At 46.9% G+C, this 12128-nt stretch carries 10 protein-coding genes; 1 reads left to right on the top strand and 9 read right to left on the bottom strand.

Translation table 11 applies throughout. The features are described 5' to 3' along the window. The 9 genes from G517_RS0108135 to glnT form a co-directional block, all read right to left on the bottom strand. Positions 1–3009: an FAD-dependent oxidoreductase gene (locus tag G517_RS0108135; RefSeq protein ID WP_028303994.1), complete on the bottom strand. Its 3009-nt coding sequence runs from the start codon at positions 3007–3009 to the stop codon at positions 1–3. Next, positions 3006–3338: a sarcosine oxidase subunit delta gene (locus tag G517_RS18345; protein WP_084632135.1), complete on the bottom strand. Its 333-nt coding sequence runs from the start codon at positions 3336–3338 to the stop codon at positions 3006–3008. Before G517_RS18345 ends, G517_RS0108135 begins: the two co-directional genes overlap by 4 nt. A gap of 61 nt (positions 3339–3399) precedes the next feature. Continuing rightward, positions 3400–4656: an FAD-dependent oxidoreductase gene (locus G517_RS0108145; RefSeq protein ID WP_028303995.1), complete on the bottom strand. Its 1257-nt coding sequence runs from the start codon at positions 4654–4656 to the stop codon at positions 3400–3402. Positions 4657–4758: 102 nt separating this feature from the next. Beyond that, complete coding sequence (folD, locus tag G517_RS0108150; protein ID WP_028303996.1) at positions 4759–5616, bottom strand: bifunctional methylenetetrahydrofolate dehydrogenase/methenyltetrahydrofolate cyclohydrolase FolD; 858 nt, start codon at positions 5614–5616, stop codon at positions 4759–4761. A gap of 8 nt (positions 5617–5624) precedes the next feature. Further along, a complete protein-coding gene (gene purU / locus G517_RS0108155; RefSeq protein ID WP_028303997.1) occupies positions 5625–6491 on the bottom strand; it encodes a formyltetrahydrofolate deformylase in 867 nt (288 codons plus the stop codon). Between the two features lie 173 nt (positions 6492–6664). Beyond that, a complete protein-coding gene (locus G517_RS0108160; RefSeq protein WP_028303998.1) occupies positions 6665–7999 on the bottom strand; it encodes an FMN-binding glutamate synthase family protein in 1335 nt (444 codons plus the stop codon). 27 nt (positions 8000–8026) lie between these two features. Next, the gene (locus G517_RS0108165) at positions 8027–8710 is read right to left on the bottom strand and encodes a GltB/FmdC/FwdC-like GXGXG domain-containing protein (protein ID WP_028303999.1); all 684 of its coding nucleotides are present in this window, start codon (positions 8708–8710) and stop codon (positions 8027–8029) included. 33 nt (positions 8711–8743) lie between these two features. Continuing rightward, positions 8744–9640 carry a class II glutamine amidotransferase gene (locus tag G517_RS0108170; protein ID WP_028304000.1) on the bottom strand — a complete coding sequence of 299 codons (897 nt, stop codon included), beginning with the start codon at positions 9638–9640 and terminating at the stop codon, positions 8744–8746. Positions 9641–9780: 140 nt separating this feature from the next. Continuing rightward, on the bottom strand, positions 9781–11112 hold the full coding sequence (gene glnT, locus G517_RS0108175; RefSeq protein ID WP_102043362.1) for a type III glutamate--ammonia ligase: 1332 nt from the start codon (positions 11110–11112) through the stop codon (positions 9781–9783). Positions 11113–11458: 346 nt separating this feature from the next. Between glnT and G517_RS0108180 the strand changes: the two genes are divergently transcribed. After that, the gene (locus G517_RS0108180; RefSeq protein ID WP_028304002.1) at positions 11459–12049 is read left to right on the top strand and encodes a helix-turn-helix domain-containing protein; all 591 of its coding nucleotides are present in this window, start codon (positions 11459–11461) and stop codon (positions 12047–12049) included. Positions 12050–12128: the final 79 nt, after the last annotated feature.

Raw genomic sequence — 12128 nt, forward strand, 5'->3', positions numbered from 1 at the left:
CTAAGCCTCCTGCCGTGTTTGTTCTTTGTCATAAAATGGCAAACTTACAACGCTAGCCATCACCACCGAACCACCATCAACGCGAATAGGAAACTGGCCGCCTTCTTCAGATTGTTCGATACCCACGTAGGCCATACCAATAATGGCATTAGCAGTGGGAGAGTATTCGCAGGATGTCACATTCCCTGTAATGGATGAATCAGACCCTGTATCTGACAACACAATATGGCCCTCTTCTGGTTTCTGATTTTGGACAAGATATTCAGCGGATAAACGAAAGCCCACAAGCTTACGGGTCTGGGGCCGCTTCATCACAATATCCACCGCCCGACACCCGTTGAAATAAGGTTTTTTCTTGCTTACAGCCCAGCCAAGAGAGACTTCACTAGGATGGCTCATACCATCGGTATCTTGGCCTATAATGATATGACCTTTTTCCAAACGAAGAAGACGCTGGGTTTCAACACCGAAGGGTTTGATATCAAATGGCTGACCTGCGGCCATCAGAATATCCCAAAGTACCTCGCCATAGCGGGATGGTACATGAAGCTCATAGCCTAGCTCTCCAACAAAACCAACTCGTAAGAATCGAGCAGGGATCTTGTGTTCACAACCCGGCACATTCAGAAAACCTTCTCGGCAAGCTAGATAAGGAAAGCCTTCTCGACTTAAATCCAAATCCGTTAGTCCTTCCAGAACCTTGCGACTATCAGGCCCCGCCAGATTCACGGCGGCATAAGCTGAACTGACGTTAGTAATATCCACATCCAGTTGCCACTGAGTATTCCAGAAGGTCATCAATCGATAGACATTATCCACACCGGTTGTTGTCGCTGTCACATAGAAGTGATCTTCGTCAAACCGGCAGGCCACGCCATCATCAATCACAACACCTTGTTCATTGGTTAGAACCGCATAACGTGTTTTTCCCACCGGCTGTTTGAGAAAGCCAAAGGTATAAATACGATTCATAAGCTCTGCGGCATCCGGCCCCCGTAGTTCAATGCCCCCTAGCGTAGAGACATCAATCAACCCTACCTTAGTACGCACATGCAAGGACTCATTCTCGATACAAGCATTTCGAATGTTTCGGGCTTGAAGTAACAAAGGGCTGGCAGCACTTCCCGTAAGCCGTTGTCCTTCCTTTGGATAAAAAGCAGGCCGCATCCAAAGTCCAGCGGGAATCATTTTCGCACCAAGCTCTAGATGGCGATAATGCATGGATGTTAACCGGTAAGGATCAAACCCACGGCCAGCCATATAAGCTAGTTTTTCGGGCGTTAATGGTGGTCTTGCAGTGGTAACACCGGTTTCAGAAACGGTTCTCTGAGTCGCTTTAGCAACAAGCCGTGCCGTTGGCAATGCCGAATGCCGACCCTGCGACGGCCCCATTCCAACAGTAGAAAAGCGCTTCACAAGCTGTATATCGCGATAGCCCATTCGGGTAGCATTGACAATATCTTTGACCTGAAGATCTTCATCAAAATCGACAAAGTCTTTACCTTTTGGATGCTTAAAGATAGGCCAGTGGAAATTGACTTTTTGATCACAGAAAACATCTGGAACCGCTTCATCGCTAAGCTCAAGCGCGTTTAATGCCTCAATAGCAGCCCGTTCACCATCCTTCATCACCGCAGACAAACGATGAATACCGTTTACCGAGCCTGCAATATAAAGATTATCCGGCAGGTTTCTAAGTGAAAAAGCGGCTCTTTGATCATCATAAGAAAGTTGGCCACCCGCTTGGCATATCAATTGGTAAGCGGGCATATAGCCAGCGGACATACACAGCAGATCACAGGGAATAGTCTCTAACGAGGCAGAAACTTCACCGGGAGAAGTAATCGCCCTCACCTCAATGAACTCTAAGCGCTGCGAACCTTTTGCTTCATAAACCGTTTGCCCAAAACGTACCTGAACACCTTTTTGATGAAGCTGATCAACCAGATTTTTCTCCGTATGAGATAGCTCCGACGCCTGTCGCATATCAATAACCGCACACAGTTGAATCCCTTGACGGTTGAGCATCAACGCCGTCAGATAACCATCTTCATTGCCGGTCAGTACAGCGGCCCGTTCTCCTGGTTTAACCGCATACAGTTTCATCAAACGCATCACAGCACTGGAGAAGATAACGCCCGGAATATCATTACCCCGAAAAACCACATGCTGCTCATAGGCACCTGTGACCATAATGCACTGCTTGGCTCTTACTTTATAAAGGCGCTTTCCTTGTAGTACTGGTAACCAGTTATCGGTAAACCATGCATTACAAACCGCCTCGGTCATTACAGTAATATTGGCGTGCTGGCGAACCTTGGCCATCAATTCCTGACGTAGCTGTTCAGGGTTATTACAATCACTAAACTCAGAATAAGCTAAGGAGCCACCTAAAAGAGTATGCTCTTCCAATAGCAAGACATCTGCACCGGCATCCGCTGCTTTGAGAGCAGCCATCATACCCGCAGGGCCAGAACCGACCACCACAAGATCGTGATGCAAAAAAGCTTTATCGTAATATTCAGGCTTAAATTTAAGATCAGCAATGCCAAGCCCTGCTTTCACTCGTATCTGCTTCTCCCACCAGTCCCAGACACCTTTTGGCTTATAAAAAGCGCGATAATAAAAGCCAACAGGCATAAATCGCCCAAAGTGGTTTAAGACAGCATCTTTGTCTTTTTTTACACTGCCGTTTACATTCTGACCGGTCACGTCTAGGCCATCAATTGCAGGTACACGATCAGCTAAAGCATTAGGTTCATTCGGTAGCTGTACAAGACTGTTAGCATCATGCCCTGCCAAGGTTAGAGGCCCTCGAGGACGATGATACTTAAAAGAGCGAGACCAAACCCATTGTTGATTAGCCAATAAAGCACTACCTAGCGTATCCCCTTTAATTCCAGTGATGCGCTCGCCTTCAAATATAAACTCAACGGTTTTCTGACGCTCTAGCATCAGCCCCATAGGTTCTGGTAGACGATCCCTAAAAACAGGTGCAGGGTTATTCACGGTGCAACCTCCTCTGTTTTACGCTCAACACCAAACATTTTACGATCAACATCAAGCATGGCCGTTCGGATGTCCGCTGCTAATTCACTTGGATCATAGGTCTTGATAATCTGATCTGTTGTGCGATCACGCTCTGCCACAAACCAGTAACCTGATGCACTGTGGAACCACCACTCACGCACAACACCCGTACCGTTGTAGCTATAAAATGTATGCTCTGCCCACGCCTGATCCGGTGCTTGTAAATCCGGCAACGGCGTAACTTCGCCACCAAAAACAAATTCATTAATATTTCTTGGCCCATTTAGAGGGCAAGTCATAACCTTCATAATTCATCCCCGATATCGAGTATCATTAGCCCACGCTTAGCAACGGGGCAGTTCCTTTCAATCAGTGTGAGGCCGCGGTAGCACCCATTTCATTGACTTGCCTAAAATCGTTAAATCGTTCGGCACCAAAGGGTTTTATCAACGAAGGTGTTTTACCTGTCGCCACCAGTTCCGCCATCGTCTTTCCACAGATCGGTGTCGCTTTAAAGCCCCACGTTCCCCAGCCCGCATCAAGGTAATAGTTCTGAACAGGGCTCTCGCCCATAATCGGGCTGTAGTCTGAGGTCATATCTGTCAATCCTGTCCATTGACGCATCAATTTCAAATTAGCCATAAATGGAAATAACTCAACGGCATGGGCTAATAACTCTTCTTTTAGCTCAAGGGTTGATCGGCTGTTATAAAGCGGATACGGATCAGAACCGCCACCAAAAACCAGCTCACCTCGCCCTGTTTGCTGAACATAGCAATGGAAAGCAGGGGAGCTAACTAAAGGATCAAGAAAAGGTTTAACAGGTTGCGTCACCATGGCTTGTAATGGGTAGGTTGTAATGGGCAGGCGAAAACCGGCTTTCTCGGCTAATAATGAGCTATGCCCTGCCACCGCTTGCACGACAACACCGCATTCGATGATGTGATCGACACTACCTTGCTTCGCTTTTACTGCGGTTACTTTGCCATTCTCGACGACAACATCAGTCACTTCAGTAAGCTGATGTAGCTCAACGCCGCGCTGAGTGGCACCTTTTGCATATCCCCAAGCTACGGCATCATGTCGCGCTGTCGCACCATCCATATGCCATAAACCCGCAAGCACAGGTTGATGGCCGGGATTCATATTCAGCGTAGGCACCAGCTCTTTAATTTCTTTAGGCCCGATTAACTCGGTCTTACCACCAAAATGTTTATTCACTTCTGTACGCTGGCGAAAGCCTCGAATAGCCGCATCCGTATGCGCCAACGTCAATTGCCCCCGCTTGGAATACATAATATTGAAGTCAAATTCATTCGACAGATTTTGGAACAGCTTCACCGACTCGCTGTAAAACTTCACCCCATCAGATGTCAGGTAGTTTGAACGAATCACGGCTGTGTTGCGGGCTGTATTGCCACCACCCAAATAACCTTTTTCCAATACAGCAACATTGGTAATACCGTGGTATTTTGCTAAATAATAAGCCGTGGCCACCCCGTGCCCTCCACCGCCAATAATCACGACGTCATAGCGTTTCTTTAGGGAGACTGGTGGGGGTAAGTCAGCGTCTTTCTCAAAGGGAAAGTCACCGTTAAGACCGTATTTAAGAAGTGCAAAGGGCATAAACCTTCTCCTGTATCATCAGGTCTACTGATGCAGTATGTTTCATCTGGCAGCTGACGGGCCGCCAATCTCTGAGTTTTTCTGTCTGGCTAGGATGCTTCCCTAGTGCTGCTGCCGAGCAGCGATCAGCGTATTTCTCATCAGACAGGCAATCGTCATTGGCCCAACACCACCAGGTACAGGCGTAATAGCGTTAACCAGAGGCTCAACTTCCGCATAATTCACATCACCTACCAACTTACGCTTACCTTCACGCTCAATCACATTGATACCAACATCAATAACCGTGCAGCCGGGTTTAACCCAATCTTTACCGATCATTTCTGGGGAGCCTACAGCCGCAACAAGAATATCGGCCTGCTGACTGAGTTGTTTGGGATTGGTCGTACGAGAGTGAATAACCGTAACAGTGCAGTTTGCCTTGAGTAGCAGGGATGCCATTGGCTTACCAACAATATTAGAGCGACCCACAACAACCGCATGTTTGCCCGAAAGATCACCAAGCGTCTTTTCCAGCATAATCATGCAGCCTTGAGGTGTGCAGGGAACTAATGACTTTTTACCAAGACTTAGAGCACCGACATTGACTGGATGAAAACCATCCACATCTTTCTCTGGAGCAATAGCGGCAATCAGTTTCTCTTCGTCCAGATGATCAGGTAGAGGAAGCTGTACCAAAATGCCGTGAACATCCGGTGCATTATTTAGCTTTTCAATTAGAAGATTGAGTGTTTGCTCAGAGGTATCTTCAGGGAGGCGATACTCAATAGAATTCAGTCCAGACTCCGTGGCTCGGGCGGTCTTATTGCGCACATAAACCTGACTTGCGGGATCCTCGCCAACCAGTACAACGGCCAATCCTGGCTTAATACCAAACTGCTGATAAAATTCAGCAGCATCTTTTTTGACCTCTTCAAGCACCTGAGAGGAGATCACTTTCCCATCAATTCGCGTGGACATGCTCTCTCCTATTTAAAGATAACGGTTTTATTTCCATCAACAAAAACACGGTGTTCAGAATGTAGTTTTGCCGCTCGAGCTAGCGCAACGGTCTCAGTATCACGGCCCGCTATTGTTAGTTTTTCTGGCCCCATAGTGTGGTCAACACTCTGAACAGACTGTTCAATAATAGGCCCTTCATCTAGATCAGCGGTTACATAATGAGCAGTAGCACCAATTAGCTTTACGCCTCGGTCATAGGCTTGATAGTAAGGTCGAGCACCTTTAAAGCCTGGAAGGAATGAGTGGTGAATATTAATTGCCCGCCCTGCCAGTTGAGCGCAAAGCGCATCGGATAAAATCTGCATATAGCGGGCAAGAATAACCAACTCCGTTTCAGTTTCATTCACAATATCCAGCAAGGCTTTTTCCTGCTGAGATTTGTTTTCTTTATTAACCGGAAGATGTACAAAACGAATACCTTCTCGCTCTGCCATGTGTCGCAAATCTTGATGGTTAGATACAACGGCAGTAATCTCAATATTCAGATCCCCCTTGTTCTTGCGATACAGTAAATCGCTTAAACAATGATCAGCCTTGGAAACCATAATGATGGTTTTTATCGGTGCGCAGGCATTATGAAAACTCCACTGCATATCAAAACGCTGTGCGACCTCTGCAAAGCCTTCTCGAATATGGTCGGCTTTATCTTCACCCTGAAAGTGGAAACGAGTACGCATAAAGAATTTGCCACTATCTTCATCATCAAACTGAGCTTGCTCACTAAGATAGCAACCCTGCTTTGTCAGATAGCCAGCAACATCCGCGACAATGCCGCTTCCGGCTGGACACATGGTTTGAAGAATATATTCGGTTCTGTTCGTTGCATGAGGCATTTTCAAAATCCTGTCACTTTTTTCAGGGTGCAAAAAACCGCAAAGCATTACGCTTTGAATTAAAATCTACGTTGGGATATTAGACTCGAATAGGAGCTATCCAATCAGCTCCTATCCTTTTGCTATTTTTCCATTAGCTATCTGCTTGATATTGATATCTAAGGCCTGTCAGATTAATACGACTGACTCGGAATCCAGCTGGTTCCTGCAAGGGGGACACGTGCCATTGCTGCAGCCTCTACATTCAGTGCCACCAGATCTTCCGGCTCTAAATTACGCAGATCATTCTTACCACAGGCCCGCGCTAACGTTTGCGCCTCCATGGTGAGTACACGCAGATAATTAGCTAAACGATGGCCCGCTTCAACGGGATCAAGACGTTTACTCAACTCAGGGTCTTGGGTCGAGATACCAGCAGGGTCTTTACCTTCATGATAGTCATCGTAATAACCGGCAGCGGAACCGATTTTCTTAAACTCTTCATCCCATTTTGGATGGTTACAACCCAGAGCGATCAATGCCGCCGTACCAATAGCAACCGCATCGGCACCTAGCGCCATCGCTTTCGCTACATCAGCACCGTTACGAATACCGCCGGAAACAATTAACTGAACCTTACGATGCATCCCCATTTCTTGCAGGGCTTGAACCGCCTGTGGAATAGCCGCCATGGTAGGAATGCCAACGTGTTCAATAAACACTTCTTGAGTCGCTGCGGTACCGCCTTGCATACCATCAACTACAATCACATCCGCCCCAGCTTTAACGGCCAGTTTAACGTCGTAGTAGGTACGGGTTGCCCCTACTTTGATGTAGATAGGCACCTGCCAGTCGGTAATTTCACGCAGTTCTTGGATTTTAATCGCTAGGTCATCAGGGCCAGTCCAGTCAGGATGACGACAGGCGGAACGCTGATCTACACCCATCGGTAGGGTTCTCATTTTAGCGACACGATCTGTGATTTTCTGCCCCAGCAACATACCGCCGCCGCCCGGTTTGGCACCTTGGCCAAGTACCACTTCAATCGCATCCGCTTTGCGCAGATCATCAGGGTTCATACCGTAACGGGACGGCAGGTACTGATAAACAAGTTTGGTCGACTGCCCACGTTCTTCTGGTGTCATACCACCATCACCAGTGGTAGTCGATGTACCCACTGCAGAAGCACCGCGGCCTAACGCTTCTTTTGCGTTAGCAGACAATGCACCAAAGCTCATGCCGGCAATAGTTACGGGAGTTTCAATAACAATCGGCTTCTTCGCAAAGCGAGTACCTAAGGTGACTTGGGTGTTGCACTTTTCACGATAACCTTCCAGCGGGTAGCGCGACATGGATGCCCCAAGGAATAACAGATCATCAAAGTGAGGCACTTTACGCTTGGCACCAAATCCGCGAATGTCGTAGATACCGGTTTCGGCAGCTCGGCGGATTTCAGTCATGGTGGCTGCATCAAATGTCGCAGACTCACGCAGGCCCGTTTTTACATTCAGATCGTTTGAATCACTCATCTCAATATCTCCAAACTGCGTGATTAATTAGTAAGCGGAAGCATTATCAACTTTAAAATTGTATAGCTGACGAGCAGAACCATAGCGCTTAAAGTCCTTTGGATCTTCGTCAACGCCTGCACGGTTAAGCAGATCCGTTAAATATTCCAGATGTTCTTGTCGCATCTCTTTTTCGATACAGTCGGCACCTAAAGAAGACACGCTACCTTTAACAAAAATTTGGGTCTCATAAAGAGAATCCCCTAAAGCATCACCAGCATCACCGCACACAACCAATGCACCTGCCTGCCCCATAAAGCAACTCATGTGGCCAACATTGCCACCAACCACAATTTCAACACCCTTCATGGAGATACCACAGCGAGCGCCAGCATCACCTTCAATAACCAGTAAACCACCGTGAGCTGTAGCCCCCGCAGACTGAGACGCTTGCCCTTTTACCCGCACGGTGCCGGACATCATATTTTCCGCTACACCTTGACCAGCATTACCATGTACGACGACATGGGCTTTCTTATTCATACCAGCACAGTAGTAGCCCGCATGACCTTCAATATCGACACTCAGTGACTGGTCTAAGCCGCAGGCAATATTATGGTTGCCTTTGGCACCCGTAATTTTCCATTCACGCTCTGTGCATTCGCTACTTTGTTCATGCAACGCCTGATTGATGTCGCGTAGCGAGGTAGTAGTCAGATCAAATGTTTTCATAAAGATGATTCCTCGTCGTTAATTCGCCTGCGCTCAGGTGCGTTCCCAAACATAAATTTTAGCCGCTTCTGGCTCCCATACTCGGGCATTTTCAATACCGGGTAATGTCGTCAGCGCCTGATACTCTGAGGCCATTGCCACATAGTCATCTGTCTCTGCCAACACCGCAGGTTTACAAGCGATAGGGTCACGTACAACGGCAAAACCATCACGGGTACCAATAGTAAACGTGAAGAAGCCATCTAGGTCTTTCAGGGCATTTTCTAGGGCTTGCTTTAAGGTGTCGCCTTCTTGCAGGCGATGCATCAGATAACCGGCTGCTACTTCGGAGTCATTGTCGGTTTCAAAGTGAATGCCTTGACGCTTCAACTCCAAGCGTAAGCGGTTGTGGTTAGATAGCGAACCGTTATGGACTAAGCAAAGATCTTCACCGGTAGAAAATGGGTGTGAACCGGCCATGGTGACAGCTGATTCCGTCGCCATTCGTGTGTGACCTATGATGTGTGTGCCCTTCATACCTTTAAGGTTAAAGTTATTGGCAATAATTTCAGGCAGACCTACTTCTTTTAGAATTTCGATGGAATGACCGGCACTTAAGATCAAAACATCCGATGCATGAGCTTCAATAAAGGCGGTAGCCCTTGGCGCATCACAGTGCATTTTGAAAACGGCTACGGTGGCATTCTGGAACCAGACCACTTCGGCATTCAACTCTGCTCTGGCTAATTCAGCCAATGCTTCCCAGTTATAATTTTCATCTTCATGGCGCAAAGTCAGCTTAGTGCCGTCAACTACTTCATCACCGTAGATTGCAAAGCCTGCGCTGTCAGGGCCTCGATCCGTCATGGCAATCAACATGGGTTCAAACAAGGCACCCAATTCGCTCTCAAGAGCAGGGTTTTTCAGGTAGAGACCTACGATTCCACACATCGCATCATCCTCATTATCAAAACAGATAGTTAGACAAAACAGGTTTAGAGAAATGACAGAGTTAAATAAACGGTTCGCTAGGCTTAGGCTGCGCCATTTATAAAAAGTACTCTAAACATGTTTTAAAAAGTAAAATCGGATTAGAAAAATTCGCCGTAACGGGCCACTTCCCAGTCACTCACATGTCGGCAGTAATCAATCCATTCATCGCGTTTAAGCTTGATAAACTCCGCCATCAACCCTTCGCCAATAGCGTCAGTCAGTACGGTATCCGCTTCTAATGCATCCACCGCTTCGCCCAAAGTCTGTGGCAAAATCTCGATACCTTTAGCCGCTCGATCTTCTGCACTCATGGTGTAAAGGTTTGCGTTGACTGGATCACCGGCTTCCAACTCACGCTCAATGCCATCCATACCAGCGGCAATCAAGGCAGCGTGAACAAGATATGGATTACAAGCCGAATCAGGCAAACGGAATTCCAACCGCCCATATGGCACACGTACCATGGCGGAGCGGTTGTTATCGCCGTAACAAATATAGGCCGGTGCCCACGTTGCGCCAGACGCTGAGCCACCAACCACTAATCGTTTGTAAGAGTTCACCGTTGGCGCAGAGATAGCGCATAACGCTTTAGCGTGATGTAGCAAACCTGCAGTGAAGTGATAGGCCATCTTCGACAGCCCCATACCATGTTTGTCGCTGTCATCACCAAATAGGTTTTTGCCACTTTCATCGCAAATAGATAGATGAAAGTGCATACCGTTACCGGTGCGATCTGATGCAGGCTTAGGCATAAAGGAGCACACAAAGCCAAGATCATTAGCGATCTCACCAGCGGCCATACGGACAAAGGTAAAGCGGTCAGCAGAGGTTAAAGCATCACTATAGGTGTAATTGATTTCAAACTGGCCGTTAGCATCTTCATGATCAATTTGGTAAACATCCATGCCAACTTGTTGCAAGCTATCGACCAACGTTTCTAGAAACTCACGGGATCGGGATAATCCTTTGTAGTCATAGCAAGGTTTTGTCAGCGTATCCGTGTCATCGGCAGGGTCTAGAGAGCCATCACTGTTTCGTTTAAACAGTGAAAACTCAGGTTCAAGCCCTGTATTTAACGTCCAGCCTCGGCTGCTTAAACGTTTTAGCTGTTCCTTCAGCGCAACACGACTGTCATAAGCGTACGGTTTACCATCAACATAACCGTCACACACAATCCGCGCATAACCAGGCTGCCACGGCACAATGCTTACACTGCTGAGATCACCTCTGGCAAGAAAATCTGGCCCGTGCGGTTCCATACCTAAACCCCACACGGCGAAACCAGCAAAGCCTGCGCCTTTTTCAACAACATCCATCAAGCAATGAGCAGGCACAGATTTAGTTTTGGCAACACCATGAATATCTACAAATTGTGCGAGCACATATTTGATGTCATTTTCGTCACAGAAACGCGTTACATCTAAAGGCATCAGCTAACTCCTAAATAGTTTAGGTCACTTACTTTTCCCACTAGGCTTTAATTTCCCACAAGGAATATTTATTTATCTATAAGAAAGCAACCGCCGTGCCACTATTTTTCCTTACAGGAATATTTTATTCCTAATATTCTTAACTTATTGATTTGAAAGGGTAAGAAAATATATTTCTTGCGAGGAATATAGATTCGAAGAAGTAAGGCGTATAATTTGCCCTCCGTTACCACCAGAAAAACCGACATCATGTACGGACGGGGTATAAATACAGTGCAGGTATAGTACGAATACAGTGCAGATATACATCGATATAGCCTGCCACGCTTTAAAATGGAGCATGCAAATGGATCAGAACCACACAGAAAAATTCAGCTTAGACCAATACATTGGCATGGTGGTCAAGAAAGCCAGAGTTGACCAAGGGCTAAAGATTACTGATGTCGCCCGTATTTCAAATATCAGTCAAGGCATGATCAGTAAAATCGAGAATGCACAAGTTTCAACGAGCCTAGAAACACTGAATAAACTCTGCAATGCCATTGGCTTATCCATTTCTACACTCTTTACTGATTACGACCGGCCTGAAGGTAGTGCACAATTCACTAAAGCAGGCGGAGGCCTTGAAGTTGTTCGCCGGGGAACTGACAAAGGCCATAATTATCAGCTACTGACCTATCAGCGCGGGGGTAAAAAGAACTTTGAGGCATTTCTCATCACGATGGATGATCTGGCAGAGGTTTTTCCAACCTTCTCCCACCCAGGTCAAGAATTTGTCTATCTATTATCGGGCCACCTTCTTTATCGCCACGGCAACCATCTATATGAGATGAAAGCGGGTGACAGCTTGACCTTTGATGCCGAGGTTCCCCATGGCCCAGAGCAGCTTTATGATGTGCCGTTACAGCTATTGTCTATTATTAACTACTCTGAATAAAAAAAGCGCTTACCTAGGAACCGGTAAGCGCAATGGGGGTAAAGGCTGTATAGAGGGTAAAGCTCGATAAAAAGTAGAT

Origin of the sequence: Oceanospirillum maris DSM 6286 (genome assembly GCF_000422865.1) — a bacterium.
Lineage (GTDB): Bacteria > Pseudomonadota > Gammaproteobacteria > Pseudomonadales > Halomonadaceae > Oceanospirillum > Oceanospirillum maris.

Bases quoted from the DNA above. Each gene is read 5' to 3' on its own strand.
- G517_RS0108145 (WP_028303995.1), bottom strand. From the start codon at position 4,656: ATGCCCTTTGCACTTCTTAAATACGGTCTTAACGGTGACTTTCCCTTT.
- folD (WP_028303996.1), bottom strand. From the start codon at position 5,616: ATGTCCACGCGAATTGATGGGAAAGTGATCTCCTCTCAGGTGCTTGAA.
- G517_RS0108160 (WP_028303998.1), bottom strand. From the start codon at position 7,999: ATGAGTGATTCAAACGATCTGAATGTAAAAACGGGCCTGCGTGAGTCT.
- purU (WP_028303997.1), bottom strand. From the start codon at position 6,491: ATGCCTCATGCAACGAACAGAACCGAATATATTCTTCAAACCATGTGT.
- glnT (WP_102043362.1), bottom strand. From the start codon at position 11,112: ATGCCTTTAGATGTAACGCGTTTCTGTGACGAAAATGACATCAAATAT.
- G517_RS18345 (WP_084632135.1), bottom strand. From the start codon at position 3,338: ATGAAGGTTATGACTTGCCCTCTAAATGGGCCAAGAAATATTAATGAA.
- G517_RS0108170 (WP_028304000.1), bottom strand. From the start codon at position 9,640: ATGTGTGGAATCGTAGGTCTCTACCTGAAAAACCCTGCTCTTGAGAGC.
- G517_RS0108180 (WP_028304002.1), top strand. From the start codon at position 11,459: ATGGATCAGAACCACACAGAAAAATTCAGCTTAGACCAATACATTGGC.
- G517_RS0108165 (WP_028303999.1), bottom strand. From the start codon at position 8,710: ATGAAAACATTTGATCTGACTACTACCTCGCTACGCGACATCAATCAG.